17 protein-coding genes are annotated in these 20620 nt (G+C 41.9%); 16 read left to right on the forward strand and 1 reads right to left on the reverse strand.

The genetic code is table 11. The annotated features are described in order from the left end of the window. The first annotated feature begins 18 nt into the window (after window positions 1-18). The 15 genes from AC973_RS08385 to AC973_RS08455 all read left to right on the forward strand — a co-directional run bounded on the left by AC973_RS08385 (window position 19) and on the right by AC973_RS08455 (window position 17615). Window positions 19-300, forward strand: a complete 282-nt coding sequence (locus tag AC973_RS08385) for a hypothetical protein (RefSeq protein ID WP_225968973.1) — start codon at window positions 19-21, stop codon at window positions 298-300. Window positions 301-431: 131 nt separating this feature from the next. Beyond that, window positions 432-1268, forward strand: a complete 837-nt coding sequence (locus tag AC973_RS08390) for an endonuclease/exonuclease/phosphatase family protein (RefSeq protein WP_048729547.1) — start codon at window positions 432-434, stop codon at window positions 1266-1268. A gap of 312 nt (window positions 1269-1580) precedes the next feature. Then, entirely contained in the window at window positions 1581-3809 is a 2229-nt protein-coding gene (locus AC973_RS08395) for a PTS transporter subunit IIBC (RefSeq protein ID WP_048729549.1), read from the forward strand. Window positions 3810-3990: 181 nt separating this feature from the next. Then, complete coding sequence (locus tag AC973_RS08400) at window positions 3991-5841, forward strand: glycoside hydrolase family 13 protein (RefSeq protein ID WP_048729550.1); 1851 nt, start codon at window positions 3991-3993, stop codon at window positions 5839-5841. A 153-nt stretch (window positions 5842-5994) separates the two neighbouring features. Continuing rightward, complete coding sequence (locus AC973_RS08405; protein ID WP_048729552.1) at window positions 5995-7269, forward strand: extracellular solute-binding protein; 1275 nt, start codon at window positions 5995-5997, stop codon at window positions 7267-7269. 168 nt (window positions 7270-7437) lie between these two features. Continuing rightward, window positions 7438-8775, forward strand: a complete 1338-nt coding sequence (locus AC973_RS08410; protein ID WP_048729554.1) for a carbohydrate ABC transporter permease — start codon at window positions 7438-7440, stop codon at window positions 8773-8775. Window positions 8776-8778: 3 nt separating this feature from the next. Continuing rightward, window positions 8779-9636 carry a sugar ABC transporter permease gene (locus AC973_RS08415; protein ID WP_048729556.1) on the forward strand — a complete coding sequence of 286 codons (858 nt, stop codon included), beginning with the start codon at window positions 8779-8781 and terminating at the stop codon, window positions 9634-9636. Window positions 9637-9699: 63 nt separating this feature from the next. Next, window positions 9700-10548 carry a DUF1189 family protein gene (locus AC973_RS08420; protein WP_048729558.1) on the forward strand — a complete coding sequence of 283 codons (849 nt, stop codon included), beginning with the start codon at window positions 9700-9702 and terminating at the stop codon, window positions 10546-10548. A gap of 129 nt (window positions 10549-10677) precedes the next feature. After that, entirely contained in the window at window positions 10678-11781 is a 1104-nt protein-coding gene (locus AC973_RS08425) for an ABC transporter ATP-binding protein (RefSeq protein WP_048729560.1), read from the forward strand. Between the two features lie 111 nt (window positions 11782-11892). Further along, the gene (locus tag AC973_RS08430) at window positions 11893-12987 is read left to right on the forward strand and encodes a Gfo/Idh/MocA family protein (RefSeq protein WP_048729562.1); all 1095 of its coding nucleotides are present in this window, start codon (window positions 11893-11895) and stop codon (window positions 12985-12987) included. A 10-nt stretch (window positions 12988-12997) separates the two neighbouring features. Then, window positions 12998-13711, forward strand: a complete 714-nt coding sequence (locus AC973_RS08435) for a ThuA domain-containing protein (protein WP_048729564.1) — start codon at window positions 12998-13000, stop codon at window positions 13709-13711. A 40-nt stretch (window positions 13712-13751) separates the two neighbouring features. Beyond that, window positions 13752-14720 carry a sugar phosphate isomerase/epimerase family protein gene (locus AC973_RS08440; protein WP_048729566.1) on the forward strand — a complete coding sequence of 323 codons (969 nt, stop codon included), beginning with the start codon at window positions 13752-13754 and terminating at the stop codon, window positions 14718-14720. Then, window positions 14721-15761, forward strand: a complete 1041-nt coding sequence (locus AC973_RS08445) for a Gfo/Idh/MocA family protein (protein ID WP_048729568.1) — start codon at window positions 14721-14723, stop codon at window positions 15759-15761. 468 nt (window positions 15762-16229) lie between these two features. After that, window positions 16230-16928 carry a hypothetical protein gene (locus tag AC973_RS08450; RefSeq protein WP_048729571.1) on the forward strand — a complete coding sequence of 233 codons (699 nt, stop codon included), beginning with the start codon at window positions 16230-16232 and terminating at the stop codon, window positions 16926-16928. A gap of 21 nt (window positions 16929-16949) precedes the next feature. Then, entirely contained in the window at window positions 16950-17615 is a 666-nt protein-coding gene (locus AC973_RS08455; protein WP_048729572.1) for a hypothetical protein, read from the forward strand. A gap of 254 nt (window positions 17616-17869) precedes the next feature. Here AC973_RS08455 and AC973_RS08460 read toward each other — a convergent pair whose 3' ends face one another. Next, window positions 17870-18865 (reverse strand): LacI family DNA-binding transcriptional regulator, encoded by a 996-nt coding sequence (locus AC973_RS08460; protein WP_048729574.1) that lies wholly within the window; start codon window positions 18863-18865, stop codon window positions 17870-17872. Window positions 18866-19024: 159 nt separating this feature from the next. Between AC973_RS08460 and malQ the strand changes: the two genes are divergently transcribed. Next, complete coding sequence (gene malQ, locus AC973_RS08465; RefSeq protein WP_048729581.1) at window positions 19025-20599, forward strand: 4-alpha-glucanotransferase; 1575 nt, start codon at window positions 19025-19027, stop codon at window positions 20597-20599. The last annotated feature ends 21 nt before the right edge of the window (window positions 20600-20620 follow it).

Raw genomic sequence — 20620 nt, forward strand, 5'->3', positions numbered from 1 at the left:
AAGTGGAACAAGTCATGAGTGTTCCTAGAAACACGCCATTTTAATGGCGTTGTAGTTCATATCAGTTTATTACTTATCTTGATTGGTTTCTTATTGATTGGCAACACCGGAATGGCCATCTTGATTTTTATTTTAATTGCCTTTAGTGTTGTGATTTTAAAAGTGAGACTAGGAGATGCCTTCCAAGTCCTTTTCAAATTACCGAAGCATAATACTAGCCGCTTTGCTGGTGAAATGGCCATGCTATTGATTGCAGCCTTTATTCGTTTTGCTATCTGGCGGATTAGTACGGGTAGCTAATGTCTGAGTGTTAATAGAGGATTTGACTTCACTTCACATTATGTTTTTGTGAATTAAATGGTTTGAGTTATAATCGAATTAGATAGACAAGTTACTGATATCAAAATGAATAAAAAGGAGCGTTAATTTAGTTGAAACTGTTAACATTAAATACTCATTCTTATGGTGAAGATGATCAAGATCAAAAATTAGCTTTTATTGCGCAATCGATTGCTGAGTGGGATATCGATGTAGTGGGCTTACAAGAAGTTAATCAGAAAATTATTGGACATCGAGTAGACGTTAAAAATATTGAGAACTTTGTCCCTATGGATGGGCAAGTGAATGTTAAAGAAGATAATTTTGCTATGCGTTTAGTAGCATTATTAGCGGAATTAGGCAAAACCTACTATTGGGCGTGGGCTATGACTCATATTGCGCATGACACAATGCAAGAGGGTGTAGCGATTTTATCAAAATACCCAATTGATAGCGTCACTAGCTATAACGTATCAAAAAGTCATGATTGGTATGACTATAAAACACGGCGTATTCTTACGGCTAAGATCACTAAACCAAATGGCGAAAGCTTTATGGCGGTTTCTGGTCACTTCTCATGGTGGCACGGGAAAAATAATGAAGAATTTCATTATGAATGGCAAGAAACTGAAAAATACCTGGCTAGAACTAAGTTGCCAATTTATTTTATGGGTGACTTTAATAATCCTGCCGGGACAGATGGTTATGACTACATGGTGTCAACAGCTATTCCAATTACAGACTCGTATATGATTGCAGAAGAAACTGTCGGTGGACCGACAGTATTGAAAGAAATCGGTGGCTGGACCGGGCTTAAAGAACAAATTCGAATCGATTACATTTTTGTACCAAAAGATGTAAAAGTGAAGACCTCTGAAGTTGTGTTTGATGGCGAACGTCAGCAAGCCGTATCAGACCACTCAGGTGTACTAGTGGAAACTATTGACTAGAAGCTAAATATAAAGATAAATATGGAAGCTACGTATGTAAATATGGCAACATTAGAATGATTACTAGCTAGATTTTCTGATTTATCTACAATATTTAAGGCTAACAAATGTTAGAAGTAGCAAGAAGAAGGGCAGTATTTTTAATGAAATAAAACATTTAAAAGAACCGTGAGAGTGGGACATTCTCGCGGTTTTTTTGCTATAGTTAAAAAAAAAGATGCAAACGGTTGCACAAAAGTGTTTTACGGTGTATAATTTGTTTTGAATTATGAAACCGTTATCAAAAGGGTGTAAATGAAGGAGCGAAAAAAAATGAAGAGACTGTTTACGTTTGAATTTTGGCAACAATTTGGGAAGGCTTTGATGGTTGTTATTGCAGTTATGCCAGCTGCAGGTTTAATGATTTCAATTGGTAAGACCATTCCCTTGGTTGCTGAAAATATTAGTTTTTTAGTCACTACGGGCGCCGTGTTAGAGTCAATTGGTTGGGCCATTATTGGTAACCTGCATTTATTATTTGCGATTGCAATTGGTGGTTCATGGGCTAAGGACCGTGCTGGTGGAGCCTTTGCGGCAGCTGTTGCTTTTGTCTTAATTAACCGGATTACAGGTGCCTTGTTTGGCGTTACAGCTGAAATGTTAGCTGATCCTGCTGCTGTGACAAGCACGGTATTTGGTCAAACGATTCCTGTAAATGGCTACTTTACTAGTGTTCTAGAAGCGCCAGCTTTAAACATGGGGGTATTTGTAGGGATTATTTCTGGTTTTATTGGGGCGAGTGCCTACAATAAATACTACAACTATCGTAAATTACCAGAAGTGTTGTCCTTCTTTAATGGGAAACGCTTTGTACCATTTGTCGTGATTGTATGGTCATTAGTGACTGCTTTAGGTTTAGCAGTTGTTTGGCCAGTGATTCAATCAGGTATTAACGCATTTGGTCAATGGATTGCAACTTCTCAAGATACTGCGCCAATCTTAGCGCCATTTATTTTTGGTACTTTGGAACGTCTATTGTTACCGTTTGGTTTACATCACATGTTAACCATTCCGATTAACTACACCGAACTTGGTGGTACATATGAAATTTTAACGGGTGCGCAAGCGGGTGCACAAGTAGTTGGACAAGACCCATTATGGTTAGCTTGGGCAACTGACTTAGCAAACTTCAACAATGCTGGTGACACGCAAAATTATCAATTTGTACTAGAAAATTGGGTGCCTGCTCGTTTCAAAGTTGGGCAAATGATTGGTTCCTCAGGTATCTTGATGGGGTTAACCTACGCAATGTACCGCAATGTTGACCAAGATAAGAAAGATAAATATAAACCAATGTTTATTTCAGCTGCAGCTGCCGTTTTCCTAACTGGGGTAACTGAACCATTGGAATACATGTTTATGTTTATCGCTATGCCTTTATATGTGGTGTATGCGGTGATTCAAGGGGCGGCATTTGCTATGGCAGATGTGTTAAGCCTACGTGTGCATTCATTCGGGATTATTGAATTCTTGACTCGTATCCCATTATCAGCGCAAGCCGGTATTATGGGTGACGTGATCAACTTCATCTTGGTGACATTGGTATTTGGTGTATTAACATACTTTATTGCAAACTTCATGATCAAGAAATTTAAATACGCAACACCTGGTCGTTTAGGTAACTACGAAGATGGATTGGGAGCTGAACAAGCTGGTAAAGCAGCTGACGGCCAAGCTTCAGCCATTGCCTCAAATGCGAGCGAGCAACAAATTGCCGATGTTATCTACCTATTAGGTGGTAAAGAAAATATCGACTTTGTAGATGCATGTATGACGCGTTTACGTGTGACAGTTAAGGACACTGAAAAAGTAGCCAGCGATGAGTATTGGAAAGCAGCTGGTGCTATGGGCTTAATGGTTCGCGGTACCGGAGTCCAAGCCATCTACGGTCCTAAATCAGACATTCTAAAATCTGACATCAACGACTTGTTGGACGCTGGTACTGCTATTCCGGCACCTTCTGACAAGGTAACAGGCAAGGCGGCTTCCAGTGAACCGGCGGCTGTGTCTGAGAAATCGGCTTCATCTGGTCAAGCATCACCTGTTTTTGCACCGGTTGCTGGTCAATTATTAGATATCTCACGTGTAAATGACCCTGTATTCTCGGAAAAAATGATGGGTGACGGTTACGCTGTCGAGCCTGACACAAACGCTAAAACTGCTAAAGTTTACGCGCCAGTAGCCGGTAAAATCGTGTCGATTTTCCCAAGCCACCATGCAATCGGGATTCAAACGAGCGATGATCTTGAAGTCTTGATCCACATGGGGATTGATACCAACAATTTTGACCCGGAAATCTTTGGATTAACGGTAGCCGTGGGCCAAGAAGTGACTGCTGGTCAAGTGCTTGGCGAGATTAACTTACACGCCATCGAAGAGGCTGGTAAAGAAAGAACAGTAATCGTGGTTGTGACAAATAGTGAATCTATTGACCGGATTGAACTAGCTAACGTAGACCAACAAATTGATGGTGGTCAAGAAGCAGGTAAAATTCACTTTTAATATAGTCATAAAGAAAAATATCGGCTTGATTTTTACCGCTTGAAGAAAGTAAATCTTAGAGTTAGCTAAGTCGATTAGGAGGATAGTTAATGGTTAGAGGCCATTAGCTATTTTTCTATCTTTATATGTAAGCGGTTACTTTTTAAGTATAACAAATAAAAAATAGAAATGAGGAAAACCATTGGATTCAGCAGCTTTATATCACCGACCGGAGAGTGAATTTGCCTATTTATATGATGAAGGTACCGTCCATATTCGCCTGCGGACCAAGAAAAATGACGTAGCCCAGGTGGACTTGTTGGCGGGGGATACCTATCTACACTATTCGGAGGCTTGGTACCGGACCAATCAGGAAATGATGAAAGTCGCCTCTAGTGACCTCCATGACTACTGGCAGTGTGAGTGGCCATTAGCGCCCAACCGTCTAGCTTATGCCTTTCGTGTCCAGGACTTTGACGGGAATCAGGTCTTTTATTGTGATCGCGGAGTTTACCCAGCAGATGATGCCCATATTTTAGGACAAGTCAATGCTTATTTCCGCCTGCCATATTTTCATGAAAGTGACCGGGTTAAGACGCCAGCTTGGGTGAAAGATACGGTCTGGTATCAGATTTTCCCTGAACGGTTTGCGAACGGAGACCCCACAAATGACCCAGAAAACACCTTGCCTTGGGGTTCAAGGGCCCATCATCCCCGTCATGACGACTTCTATGGCGGAGACTTGCAAGGGATTATCGACCATCTGGATTATTTGGTTGATTTGGGGATCACTGGCATCTATCTCACCCCGATTTTTAAAGGGGACACCAATCACAAATACGATACTAGCGACTATATGACCATCGATCCAGCCTTCGGTGACGCTGAATTATTTGGCAAAATGGTCAGCCAAGCCCATGATCAGGGCATTCGAGTAATGCTAGACGCTGTTTTCAACCATATCGGCTATGCATCCAGCCAATGGCAAGACGTCTTGGATAATCAAGACCAGTCTATCTACAAAAATTGGTTTCATATCCAAGACTTTCCTGTTCAATCCTTTCGGGCAATTGACTATAGTGGCGGCGAGCGGTTTGACCGCCAGCAATTGACCTATCAGACCTTTGCCTTTGAACCCCACATGCCCAAATTAAATACGGCAAACCCTGAGGTAAAAGCCTACTTGTTAGACGTTGCCCGTCACTATATTCAAACATTTGATATCGACGGCTGGCGGTTAGATGTAGCCAATGAAGTGGACCATCAATTCTGGAAAGACTTCCACCGGACTTGCGTCAATTTGAAAGAAGATTTCTATATTGTGGGCGAGATCTGGCATTCAGCCCAGCGTTTCCTTGAAGGGGACGAATTCCATGCCATCATGAATTATCCGATGACAGACCAAATCAAGGACTTCTTTTTTGGACCGACAAGATCAATAGAACTGACATCAAAAGATCAAATAGGCGACGAGACAGCAAATCGTGAGCTGACCAACCAGCAGTTTATGGACCGGATGACTAGTCAACAAATGCTTTACCGAACGCAAACCAACCAGGCTCAGTTTAACCTATTAGATTCACACGACACCGACCGAATCCTAACCCGGGCCAATTACGACAAGGATAAAGTCCAGTCAGCTCTTGCTTTCACTTTCCTTCAAACCGGCACGCCTTGCATCTATTACGGCACGGAAATCGGTCTGGACGGTGGCGACGACCCAGACAACCGCAAATGCATGGTCTGGGAAAAGGACAAGCAAGACCAAGCGATGTGGCAATTTACCAAGGACCTGATTCAAATGCGACGGAACTATAGTGACCTCATCAACTTGGGGACCCTAGACTGGTTACAGGACTTGCCTAGTGAGCGAATTTTAGCCTTTACAAAGACTTACCGAGGACAAACTTTGCGCGCCTATTTTAACCAGGGTAATCAAGACCTGCAGATTGCTCTAGATAAAAATACAAAAATTGTCCTCACAAACCTTGCAGAAAGTGAAGGCGGTTACATTCAAGTGAGACCGGGAACCTACATGGTTAGTGTAAATTAAGCTAGTCGACAGTAAAAGATACTTTGCAATATATTAAAAGTAAAAAAATATTTTTAAAACTTATACGAAAACGGTTGCAAAGATTAAAATCATGTGCCATAATCTGTGTAAGCGATTACACAATGGGTATTTATATTTTAGGAGGAAAAGTAAATGAGTAAATTGCAGTGGAAGAAAACAGCCTTTGGTTTGGTAACAGCGTCAGCTGCTTTAGTGCTTGCAGCATGTGGGAATGGTGGAGAAGAATCCGCTAGTTCAGATGGCGGATCAGATAGCGCAAGCGGTAGTACCTTACAAGTATCAGTTGGTGCTGACTATGTAGATTACGTAAACGAAATTGCCCCAGCCTTTGAAGAAGAGACAGGGATTGACGTTGAAGTTGTTGAACGTGAAATGTTCGAAACCTTAGATTCACTTTCATTAGATGGTCCAGCAGGGATTGCGCCAGACGTGACAATCGCCCCTTACGACCGGATTGGAAACCTAGGTATTCAAGGACATTTATTACCAGTAACACTGCCAGATGATGGTCGTTATGACGAAACAGACGAGCGTCAAGTAACAGCTAATGACGAAATTTACGGTATGCCTTATGTAGTTGAAGCCTTAGTCCTTTACTACAACAAAGAATTAATTGATACTGCCCCAACAACATTTGAAGAATTGGAAGCCTTATCAGAAGATTCAGCATATGACTACTCTTCTGAATCAGGCAAAAACACTGGCTTCTTAGCAAACTGGGTAGACTTCTACTCTGCTTACGGTTTAATTGCTGGTCACGGTGGCTACATCTTCGGGGAAGATGGTACTGATACAGCTGACATCGGTTTAAATACTGAAGGTGCTGTTGAAGGGATTGAATACGCACAAACATGGTACGAAAAATGGCCAGAAGGTATGTTAGATACAACTTCAGCTGGTAGCTTCGTAGATGAAACCTTCATCTCTGGCAGTACAGCTGCAGTAATCGGCGGACCATGGTCTGCAGCTTCTTACCAAGAAGGTGGCGTTGACTACGGCGTTGCTGCAATCCCAACATTGCCAAATGGGGAAGCTTACCAAACATTCGGTGGTGGTAAGGGCTGGATTGTTTCAGGTTATACTGAAAATGAAGAAGCCGCACAACAATGGTTAGAATATGTATCGACTGAAGAAAATATGAATAGCCTACATGAATTTAACTCAGAAGTACCAGCTAACCAACAAGCCCGTCAGGCAATTGTGGATGCCGGTGAAAATGAATTAGCTATCGCTGTTATCGAGCAATATAACGATGCTGTACCAATGCCAAATATTCCAGAAATGGCTGAAGTTTGGACAGGTGCTGAAACAATGATGTTTGATGCAGTATCAGGCAACAAATCTGCACAACAATCAGCAGACGACGCTGTTCAAGTGATTGTAGATAACATTGCACAAAAATACTAAGTGACACCCCTTTAAAAAATTTGAGGATGGTTTAGCTAATGGTTTAGTAATCATCGCTGAGCCATCCTTCTTATTATAAGAAGTGGCATAAATTTTTAAGTAATGAACCATTAAACAAAAACAATCTATGATACTTGTCATGGTTTTCTAGTGAAGGAGTTGGTTGCAGTGGTTAAAACTGCAAAAGAAAGAAAAAAAGTGAACTTCACTTCTGAGCAAAAGAGTCGTATCAATCAAGCGACTTTGGCCTCAATCATCCCTGGTGGTGGGCAATTTGTAAACAAGCAAGTCCTTAAAGGCGTCATCTTTTTAGTGATTTTTGCCTTATACATTCTCCACTTATTCAGCTTTGGGTTTGATGCCTTCAATGGCTTAATTACCCTAGGTGTAACACCTCGTGAAGATCATTCCCTCTTCTTATTAATTGAAGGGGTACTTGAATTATTAATAACTGTCATCTTTTTTATTTTCTACGCCGTACAAATGTGGGATGCGCGCAATGTGGCTAAACTAAACGCCATCAACCCAGACAAGGTCAACCGATCAGCCAAGGATATCTTAAATAACCTTTACGAATCAGGTTTCCCTTATCTATTAACCATCCCAGCCTATATCTTAATGTTATTTGCCATTGTGTTCCCAGTAGTGGTAACGATCCTAATCGTATTTACCAACTACGACTTTCAACACATTCCACCCGCTAAATTAATCGAGTGGACAGGGTTTGAGACCTTTAATTCAATCTTTACCCTAACAACCTACCGAGAAACATTCGGTGCCGTATTCTCATGGACCGTCATTTGGACCCTATTTGCTACAACCTTGCAAGTAGGTCTAGGCATCTTCCTAGCGATTCTGATGAACCAACCGTTCATCAAATTCCGTCGCTTTTTCGGGGTTATCTTGCTATTACCATGGGCGGTACCAGCCTTCATCTCAATCTTAACCTTTTCAAATATGTTCAACCCATCTGCCGGAGCCATTAACTCCCAGGTCATTCCGTTTATCAATAACTTTATTCCATTCTTGGAAATTCCAGCACTAGCCTGGAAAACGGACCCATTCTGGACCAAGGTGGCCTTAATTTCTATCCAGGGTTGGCTTGGTTTCCCATATATTTACGTATTGACCACGTCAATTTTACAATCTATTCCAGGTGAGTGGTACGAAGCCGCTTCAATCGACGGGGCTTCACCAATCCAAAAATTCCGATTCATTACCTTCCCGCATATCTTGTCAGTTGCGGCACCGGTATTAATCACGCAATACACAGGAAACTTCAACAACTTCACAATGATTTACCTATTTAATGAAGGTGGACCTGGTTCAGTAGGGAACAATGCCGGGACTACAGATATTTTGATTTCATGGGTCTACAAGTTGACAACAGGGCAATCGCCACAATATAACGTATCATCCGCGATTACCATCATCATCTCAACTATAGTTATTGTGATTTCATTGATCATCTTTAAATACAGCAATGCTTTTGAAATGGAGGATTAAGCCATGGCTGAGAAAAAATTAGCTAACACGCAAAAACGCGGCCGCTTTTGGACCCAATTCTTTACCTATGCCTTCTTAGTCTTTATGGCAATCATCATCATCTATCCCTTACTGATCACCATTACATCAGCCTTCAGGGGTGGAAACTTAATTGCCTTTAACTTGAACTTCTCAGGTCAGTTTACCCTAAGTAACTTTGAACGCTTGTTTACAGAAACCCAATACGGTCAGTGGTATATTAATACTTTAATCGTTGCGGTGATTACCATGGCCTTACAGGTAACGATTATTACCTTAGCCGGATATGCCTACTCAAGATACCGGTTCGCAGGTCGTAAACAATCCCTAAAATTCTTCATCATCGTTCAAATGGTTCCAACAACAGCAGCCTTGACCGCCTTTTACGTTATGGCCTTACTAGTTGGGGGGCTAGACAAATTATGGTTCTTGATTTTCGCCTATGTCGGCGGGTCAATCCCAATGAACTCATGGTTGATGAAAGGGTATTTTGATACCGTGCCAACTGACCTAGATGAATCCGCAAAATTAGACGGGGCAGGCCACTTACGGACCTTTGGACAAATCGTCTTACCGTTAGTGCGTCCAATGATTTCAGTGCAAGCCTTATGGGCATTTATGACCCCATTCGGTGAGTACATGCTAGCCCGTTTCATCTTGCGTTCACCAGAAAATTACACCGTAGCCATCGGGTTACAACAATTTATTACCAATCCCCGTGAACAACGGGTAACCCTATTCGCGGCAGGGGCGATCTTAATCGCCTTACCAATTTCAATCATGTTCTTCTACTTACAAAAGAACTTTGTATCTGGTTTAACTGCTGGTGGTACGAAAGGGTAATACATGATTTTTCACAAGTAACTTACGGATTAAGCAAGCAATTAGCAGATAGAAAGATAGGCGATGAACGTGTTAAAAGCAATATTTCCCATCAATTACTTTAAGAGTATTTGGACACCAAGCAAAATTTGGTTTAACCGCCATGACCTCAAATGGTGGCAAATGTTGCTGGTCATCCTCTTTTTAAACGGATTGATGACAGTTCCAGTAACCTTAAACTATGCCAATATGACCGAGTTTCCCGTAACTGACTACTATCCCAATGCCATGGCCCTTGTAGATGACCAAGTGGTAGCCGAGATCCAGCAAATCACCTTTGAAAATGGAGAAATGCTGATCGGCCAACCAGTGGTTTCAGAAAGCGCTGAAGGAACCGTCGCCTTTGGATTAGCAGACGATCAGCTAGAGACACTGGCAGCTAGCGGGAAAACGGCACTCATTTTCCAAGAGAATCAATTCGTCTTAATGGAAGCTGGGGCGCCAACGGCAACGGTCCTTTATACCAAAGACTTCGACTTGACAGGGCTTGACCAAGCAGGTATTCAGGAAAGTTTGAGCCAGCAATGGTTAGACCAAAACCGCGTCTTAGTGGTCTTGATCTTCTCGAGTGTGATCAGCTTGATATTCCTAGCCATGAACCTATTCTTAGTTGGGATTGCGGCCCTAATGTTCTATATGACCAAGGGGAGCCCGGTTACGTCTATTGAAACTTATAAAGAGTCCATCAATTTAATCCTAAATGCCTTATCATTGCCAACCTTCTTGGCTATGGCTTACGGTTTATACAACTTTGATGTATCTTTAATTGCTAGCTTGCAAACAATCGGTCTAGTGACCATGCTGCTCTTAGTCATGTGGAAAACAAGATTCCGCGACCAAACCTTGGACGAATTTCAACTGTTGGAAGCTTAATCCATCCAGTATGATTTTGAAGCCTGTTTGAACCTAGACCAGATGCTTTAAATGGATCATGTACCACCTTCAACAAGTTTAAGAAAATGACAATTGAACTGTGCATTTTTGAAGATAGGAGAATGCCTTGTGGCTGAAATAAAATTAAATCATATTTATAAAAAATACGACAATGCGGAGAAGTTTTCGGTAACGGACTTCAATTTAGATATTAAAGACAACGAATTTATCGTTTTCGTAGGTCCTTCCGGATGCGGGAAATCGACAACCTTACGGATGGTAGCCGGTTTGGAAGATATTACTAAAGGGGACCTGGTCATTGACGGACAAGTCGTTAACGATGTGGCACCTAAAACCCGTGACATCGCCATGGTATTCCAAAACTATGCCCTATACCCACATATGACTGTGCGTGAAAACATGGCCTTTGGTTTGAAATTGCGTAAGGTAGACAAAGAAGAAATCGATACGCGCGTGGATGAAGCGGCAGAATTACTGCAAATAACGGACTTATTAGAACGTAAACCAGCCGCCTTATCTGGTGGGCAACGTCAACGTGTAGCCTTAGGACGTGCAGTAGTCCGTCAACCTAAAGCCTTCTTGATGGATGAGCCTTTATCCAACTTGGATGCCAAATTACGGGTTCACATGCGGTCTGAGATCGCTAAATTACATAAACGTTTAAACACAACCATTATCTATGTAACCCATGACCAAACAGAAGCCATGACTCTGGCTGACCGGATTGTCATTATGAATGCAGGTGAAATCCAACAAGTAGGGACACCGCTTGAAGTCTATAACAACCCAGAAAATGCCTTTGTTGCTGCTTTTATGGGGTCACCAGCTATGAACTTAGTGGACGTGAAGTATGAAGCTGGCCAAATCCATTTAGAGGGTGGCACGAAACTTGAAGTAACCTTACCAACTCGTCGTATTTTAGACGAGAAAGGTTATGACGGCAAAACAGTGACTTTTGGTATTCGTCCAGAAGATATGCAGTCTGAACAATTGGCTTTAGACGCTACACCAGAAACGGTTGTCGAACCAACCATTACGGTATCCGAATTAACAGGGGCAACATCTATCCTATATTTAGATGTTAAAGGACAAGAGTTCATCGCTGTGGTAGATGCCCGTGACTACCATGAAGTTGGTTCAACCATCAAGATTGCCTTTAACATGAATAAGGCCCACTTCTTCGATGTTGAAACAGGCAAAGTGATTAAATAGCACGACCAAGGTACATGCGAATCTTAACAAGAACCGTGTGTGCCTTTTTCTATAGAAATTAAAGAAACCGGTTGCATTGTTTTGAGATGACATTTTATAAGGAGGATTCACATGACAGAATCAGTAACAAAATTAAAGGTAGGCATTATCGGATGCGGAGGCATTGGGATGCAGAAGCATTTACCGGCCTTAGCCCAAGTTGAAGGGGTAGAATTGGTGGCTTTCTGTGATTTGGTCGAAGACCGGGCCTTGGCTGGAAAAGCCAAATTTGGGACCAGCGAATCCAGTGTATATACCGATTACCAGAATATGTTGGCTGAAGAAAGCTTAGATGTGGTCCATGTCTGTACCCCAAATGCGACGCATGCAGAATTATCCATTGCAGCGCTTGATGCAGGCAACCACGTAATGTGCGAAAAACCAATGGCCAAAACAGCTGAAGAAGGTCGCGCGATGATCGAAGCGGCTGAACGAAACGGTAAAAAATTAACCATCGGCTATCAAAACCGTTTTAGAAAGGACAGCCAATACCTAAAAGCCATCTGCCAAGAGGGTCAATTAGGAGAAATTTACAATGCTAAAGCGCATGCTATTCGTCGTCGTGCTGTCCCAACTTGGGGTGTATTCCTTGATGAGGAAGCGCAAGGCGGAGGCCCTTTAATTGATATCGGGACCCATGCACTTGATCTAACTTTATGGATGATGGACAATTATCAGCCCAAATACGTCGTTGGAAATACTTATAGAAAATTAGCTGATACAGAAAATGCTGCAAATGCCTTTGGTTCTTGGGATCCCAAAGAATTTAACGTTGAAGATTCAGCCTTTGGGTATATCGTCATGGAAAATGGTGCGAGCATTTATCTAGAATCATCGTGGGCCTTGAATACCGTTAAGTCAGGTGAGGCGAAAACGACCTTGCACGGGACTAAGGGTGGTGCGGATATGAACGATGGGTTAACGATTAATGGTGAAGACCATGGCCTATTATTCGACAAGCAAGTCATTGTTGACCCAGGTGCAGTTGACTTCTTTGAAGGGGATGCTGATGACCCCGAAGTGTTGGAAGCAAAGCAGTGGATTCAAGCCATTATTCATGATACAGAGCCGGTTGTAAAACCGCGAGAAGCTTTGATAGTGACTGAAATTCTAGAAGCCATTTATCAATCAGCGAAAACTGGACAACCCGTAATTCTAAATCAATAGGAGGATTCTGATGATTCGAGTAACAGTATGGAATGAATTTCGTCATGAATTGACGGATGAGGACGTGAAAGCTGTCTATCCAGAGGGGATTCATGAAGCTTTAGCCGGTTTCTTAACGGCAGACTTTCAAGTCAATATGGCGACTTTGGACCAGCCAGAACACGGCTTGACCGAGGAAGTCTTAAATCAAACGGATGTCCTCCTTTGGTGGGGACATATGGCGCACGGTGAAGTGGCAGATGAGATTGTTGACCGGGTTCACCAGCGCGTTTTGGATGGCATGGGACTGATTGTCTTGCATTCGGGTCATTTTTCTAAAATATTCCAGAAATTAATGGGAACGACTTGTGACTTAAAATGGCGCGAGGACGGTCTTTCTGCCAAGGTGTGGAATGTGAATCCGTCTCACCCAATTACCCAGGGTGTGGGCGAGTGGATTGATTTAGACCAAGAAGAAATGTATGGAGAACACTTTGACGTTCCGGCGCCGGATGAACTGATTTTTATTACCGGTTATCCAAACGGGGAAGTATTCCGTGGAGGCATGACCTATCGCCGGGGTAACGGGAAGATTTTCTACTTCCAGCCCGGGCATGAAACCTTCCCAACTTATTATCATCCAACTATCCAGCAGGTCATTAAAAATGCCGTCCACTGGGCAGCACCCCTAACTGAAAGGCCTACATATGGTCACTTTCCTATTGAAACAAATAGTAAAGTTTAAAAATTGAAATAAAGAAATTAGATGAGTATAGGAGGATTTTATGAAATTAGGCGTATTTACCCCGTTATTTAATGACTTATCCTTTGAAGAGATGTTAGATCAAGTAGCAGCAAAAGGGCTTGAGACGGTAGAAATTGGTACCGGTGCTAGCCCAGGGGATGCACACTTGAAAATCGATACCCTTTTGGCATCTAGTGATGCAAGAAAAGAATACCTACAAAAAGTTGCGGACCGCGGACTGTCAATTTCAGCCCTATCGGCGCATGGCAACCCTATTTCACCAGATAAAAATCAAGCACGAGCGCACGATGAATTGCTTAGAAAAACCATCAAACTGGCATCCTTAATGAACGTGCCAGTTGTGAATGGCTTCTCAGGTGTCGGGGGCGGAAACGCGACAGATACCCATGTTAACTGGCCGGTCATTCCTTGGCCAACGGAATATGCAGACGCCTACCACTACCAATGGGACCAAGTCTTAATCCCTTACTGGAAGGACATTAACCAAGAAGCAGGGGCAGCGGGCGTTAAAATCGGGATTGAAATGCACGGTGGCTTTTTAGCCCATACCCCAGCAACCATGTTACGTTTACGGTCTGAAGCAGGGGACAATATCGGTTGTAACTTTGACCCATCGCATATGTGGTGGCAAGGAATTGACCCAGTCGCAGCCATTAAAATTTTAGGTAAAGCTGGCGCAATCAACCACTTCCATGCCAAAGATACCTACTTAGACCAAGACAATATCAACATGTACGGCCTAACTGATATGCAACCTTATCAAGATGTTGCCAGTCGTGCATGGACCTTTAGAAGTGTTGGTGAAGGCCATCCGATGTCCGAATGGTCACAAATGTTGGCCCAATTGCGCATTTACGGCTACGATTACGTGCTTTCAATTGAACACGAAGATCCAATTATGTCAGTAGACGAAGGACTAGACCGTGCCATTACCAATCTAAAATCTGTCATGATGCGAGACCAACCCCAAGAAATGTGGTGGGCATAGATGACAAAACAAGTGAATAATAAATTAAATATCGCAACAATCGGTTACGGTGGCATGGGGACCTACCATGTCCACGGCCTGATTTCAGCCGAAGCCGACTACCTACAAGTCGTGGGGATTTATGACATTGACCAAGAACGAAAAGACGTGGCGGAAGAAACGGGGACCTACGTCTACCCAGCCTTTGAAGCTATTTTAGACGACCCAGAAGTCGATGCAATTTTAATCGCTACACCAAACGACAGTCATAAAGAACTAGCTATCCGTGCCATGAAGTCCGGTAAGCATGTGATTTGTGAAAAACCAGTCGCCATGAATACCGAAGAATTCGACGAAATGATAACCGTAGCTGAAGAAACAGGACGCGTACTCATGGTGCACCAAAACCGTCGCTGGGACCCAGACTTCTTACAAGTCAAAGACATATTCACAAAACGTCAAGCCGTTGGAGATGTCTTCCAGATTGAATCACGCGTCCACGGCGCTAATGGCATTCCAGGCGACTGGCGCCATCTAAAAGCCCACGGTGGCGGTATGGTCTTAGACTGGGGAATCCATTTATTTGATCAACTATTGTGGCTAGTAGATTCACCAATCAAGTCCGTTCACTCAGACTTATCTTATATCCTCGGCGACGAAGTAGACGACGGATTCATGGCTTATATCACCTTTGAAAACGGCATCCGCGCCCATGTTGAAGTTGGGACATCTAACTTCATTAGCCTGCCTCGTTGGTATATCAAAGGTAACCAAGGAACAGCTATCATTGAAGACTGGGAAATGAACGGGCGCATTGTGAAAGCAACCGGTAATGATGTGGAAAATAAACCATCACCGATTAGGGCAGGCGTCGGTTTGACCAAAACAATGGCACCACCAGTTGATGGCGTCACAGAGACCTTGCCTTTACCAGAGAGCAAGCCAGCAGACGTTTCCTTCTACCGCAACTTCTATGACGTTGTCACAGTAGGCGCAGAACCCATCGTTAAAAACGAAGAAGTCCGCCAAGTCATGCAATTGATTGATAGTATCTTGAAATAAGTACATGACTAATTGAATTAATTTATAGGCCATAGGTCTATGCTTTTTCCTAGCATTTCCTAAAATTAGGATGTATTTCCTGTCCGCCCTGAAGAACTCGGCTAGTGGAGGAATCGCCCTCGGGAACTTTTCCCGAGGGCTTTTCTGACTCCTCAATCTGTAAAGGCTGACGCCCCAACAGATTGACGTTGTCAGAAATCTATACTCACTGCGAAGGCGTGCTAGGAAAGCGCCAGCCTCAGGCATTAGTAGTGAGTGTTGAAAGAGTGACATATGATTACTGACATTTGTTCAGCTAAAAGCATATTCATACCAATAATGCCTTGATTTAACGATAGATTTTCCCTATACATCGTTATAAATTATGTGAGATATAGATAAGTCTGGGAACAAAGTACCTAAAAGTAAACTTTTATAGTATATTTATGATATAAATATACAAAAGTTATTTTGGGAGGTTTGGGTATAGTGAAGAAAGGGATAATATTGGGCATTTCAATGCTACTTTTAGCAGCTTGTAGCAATGGTCAAGGGAATGAGGCTGCAGCAAGTGGGATGGAAAGTACAGAAACTGCGGCATCTATAGAAACATCTTCAAGTGATGCATCGGCAACAGCTGAGTCTAGTGAAGCCGCAGAAATGAGCGCACAAATTGCAGAGGTATCAGCACAGATTGAGTCAATCACTGAAGAGAACGCACAATTACAAGCGGAAATTGATAATAGTGACCTATCAACTATTGAAGGTTCCGTTGATGCCACAGCAAAACATATCAGGGATCAAGCAGCTGCTTTTATTGAACTGACTGTACCAAAAGATACAGAGTTATATGGCGAAGATATTCCGCAATTACGTGTTGACCTTGAACCCTATGTTTCGGATAAATTATTGGATTTACTGGCTCCTACTGAAGCTGGTGTTTTTCCACCAGAAAGTGAATATTGGCAAAAAGTAGCACTTTTAGAGTATCAAGTTTTGGTAGACCCACAGGATATGGCCGGGGAATCAATACACGTTTTAGTAAATGCAGTTACGCATAAAAATGATTATGGTCATGAGTTTACAAGCCAAGGTAACTATAATTTAGAAATGGTTCAAGAAAACGACACATGGGTAGTGGATAGATATACTTATTCAGCTGGTGAATATTTTGGCAGCTATGAATAGAGTGGACGGGAGGCGATTTAATTGAAAAAAAGAATTGTATTGGTAGCTGGCCTTATAACCTTGTTTAACAGTTTTACGGTGCACGCACAGGAAAACACTTCATCCTTTGATAGAAGCCAAGCTGAACAAGCGTTAAGTGATTTAAATGTTCAATTAAAAGAATTGCAATTGGAAAACGAAGAATTACAAGATCAATTATCAGAAATGGAAGAAACAAAGGCGAGCGTCACAGCAAAAGATGACCTATACCAAATCCTGTCAGATAAGGCTGTTCAATTCATTGAAGTGTATGTACCTGAGGATACTTCAGTTGAAATTGAAAATAAACACGATGTATATAGAGCATCTCTGGCGCCGTTTGTAACGACTGATTTATTAAATGAAATTGCACCAACAGATGCTGAAGTGGCAGCTGAATTAAGCCAAGCGCCTGAGGGTATTCGTCAACAATACGAGATGTATTATGCAAAAGTGACGATAGAAGACTATTCACTTAGGGTGGACCCAACCACGGTTGGTACAGATGAAGTGCTTGTAGCAGTTGATATCGTTCAGAACGTCACCAAGGAGCACTTTTTGGATGATACACTCATTACCAGATTAATGCTAACAATGGTTGAAGGTGATGGTGAATGGTTGATTAGCGATATCACTGAAATCAAATTAACAAATATGACGGAAGAGTAAGGTATTTTTAGACTTGTCATTTGAAAAAAAAGACTCAAAGATTAGTGTTTTAAATAAGGGTAATTCGAAAGAAGTCATGATTTGTTTTCATGGCTTTTTTTGCGTTATAGCTTTAATAAAGACATCCATAATTAGGAAACTTAGCAATACACTCTTAAAATCTAATAATTTTGGAAGTTCAAAAAATACGAAGTATTAAGTCACTAACCATAATAAAAAGACTGCAAGTAATCACAGTCTTTTACGTTGTTTGATTAAGTTGTATGTAAGTCAGCGTCGACATATTCATGAATGAATCGTGTGCTAGCTTGGTCTGGATCTAAGGCTTCAAATAAAATGTCCACGGCCCTTGAACCGATAATATGGGAATTCAGGTTGACATAAGAAGTCTTATTCATCGACTGGGTATTGCCTTGGCGGTAGGCTGAAAAAGTAATCAGATGGACATCTTGAATGTCCTGGGTATCCAGATAATTCCGAATCCCTTCAGCAACCAACTCATCGGAAATAACCAGGCCGTCAATTTGACTAAAATCAATTATATTTTGAGCTAATTCATAACCATCACTTGGTAAGAAGTTGATATCGTTATAAATCAAGCTAGGGTCATAAATAATACCCGCACTTTCCAAAGCCCGTTTGTAGCCCTTGTGACGGTCGGCAATAAAGAACTGGTTCATATCCCCACCGACATAGGCAATCCGGTTAAACCCTTGTTGAATCAGAGACTTAGTAGCTTGGTAACCAATCAGTTCATTGTCATTATCCACGAAATGAACTTTAGTGTTGTCGGGCGAGCCGATAACGACGGCTGGACAGTTGACTTTCTGGGCGAACCGCAATAAGGGGTCATTTTTTGAGGCATATAGAAAAATCAGGCCCTCAACTTGCTTGCCATTCACGATTTTTTCAATGTGCTTTTGCCGTTGATCATCATCTAAACCAACTGAAAGCAGGATAGAATAATCATGTTTGGCCATCTCAAAATTAATTCCACGTAAGATGGTAGGAAAGAAGGGGTTTTGATAAAAGGCATCAGTTGCTAGGGGTAGAACAAGACCGAATGTTTTAGAATGGGCACTTGCAAGCCCTTGCGCATAAATATTGGGAAAATAATTCATTTCCTTCATCACAGCGCGCACTTTATTTTTGGTTTTATCACTTATTGAGGGGTTGTCAGCGATTACCCGTGAAACGGTAGAAGGTGCCACACCCGCTCTTTTAGCGACATCTCGAATTGTAATTGCCATAAGTGTTATCCTCTCTGCTTGATACCTTTATTATAAAGTAAATTGACAACGCTTTCAAATTTATTTGAAAAAGTTTACGAAATCGGTTGCATTGTGGAAGCGCTTTATGTAAAATGTAAGTGACTTAACAAAGAAATAGTGAAAACAGGAGGTTCAAGCATGGAAAGAGCAAGTGGTGTCGTTTTACACATATCTTCCCTACCCAATCAATTTGGTATCGGCTCATTTGGCGCGTCAGCCTATGAATTTGTCGACTTTCTAGTCAAAACCAAGCAACAGTACTGGCAAATTCTACCACTGACTACAACGTCATACGGGGACTCGCCTTACCAATCATTCTCAGCATTTGCTGGTAACACCCATTTTATTGATTTTGATCTGTTAGCGAAACAGGGTTACCTAGATAAAACGGATTATCAAGGGGTTAATTTTGGTAATAACCCGAAGAAGGTAGCTTATAATATTCTTTTTAAAAACAGAAGACCTATACTTGAAAAGGCTGTAGCTAACTTTGTGTCAAGAAATGCTTACAGTAAACCGGAATTTATTCAATTTTATGAAGAAAATAGCTTTTGGTTGATACCTTTTGCCCAATATATGACTGTTAAAGAAGAAAATGGGCAAAACCCCTGGTATGAATGGCCAACGAACTTACGCAACTATGATGAAGCGGTGGTCAACCAATTCTGCGAGGCTCATATTGAGCGGTATGACTACCATCTGGTCACCCAATTTTGGTTTAACCAACAATATAAAGCTTTAAAAGAATATGCCAATGACAACCACATAGAAATCATTGGAGACATTCCAATTTATGTGGCCCGCGATTCAGTTGAAATGTGGACACAACCGGAATTATTCCTTACTGACGAGAAGAACAATCCTTCCTTGGTTGCTGGTGTACCACCTGATTTCTATTCAATTACTGGCCAGTACTGGGGTAATCCTATCTATGACTGGGATTATATGGCAGAAACTGATTATGCTTGGTGGATCTTGCGGATGAAAGAAAGCTTCAAGTTGTACGATGTGGTACGCATTGACCACTTCCGTGGCTTTGAAAGTTATTGGGCAGTGCCATTTGGATCACCTACTGCTGCTTTAGGATCTTGGAAAAAAGGGCCAGGTAATAAGATTTTCGACCAATTCAAGAAAGAATTAGGCGATATCAAAGTGATTGCAGAAGATTTAGGGTTTATGACGCAAGCTGTGCATGATATGCGCGATCATACTGGGTATCCTGGTATGAAAGTTTTGCAAAATGGATTTTATGGTCAAGATTCAGAAGACTTACCACACCACTACCCTGTCAACTCAGTTGCCTATGCATCAACACATGATTCTATGCAAGCATATGATTGGTATATGAACCAGGCGACACAAGCAGAAAGAGATCAGGCTGACCAATATCTTAATCGACGCGTGGGCGAGCATCCTTCAGATGCATTTGTCAGAGGAATTGCAGCATCGCCTTCAAGATTAGCCATCTACATGATGAATGATTTATTACGATTAGGACCTGAAGGACGTATTAATATCCCATCTACTATTGGCGGCAACTGGGACTGGCGAGTCCGTCAAGAAGACTTTACGGTCGACCTTGAAGAACGCTTGCTTTCAATCACTGAAACATACTTTAGAGTAAATCAAGCTTTCATTAGTCAAGATGATCAAAATAATGGTATAAATAGCATAGCAGCGGAGGCGGCCTTTTTACCTGAAGATAATGATTAGTTGAATGTAATAATTGGAAAA

Source organism: Carnobacterium sp. 1290_CSPC (genome assembly GCF_001053265.1).
In the GTDB taxonomy this organism is placed as follows: domain Bacteria; phylum Bacillota; class Bacilli; order Lactobacillales; family Aerococcaceae; genus Aerococcus; species Aerococcus urinaeequi.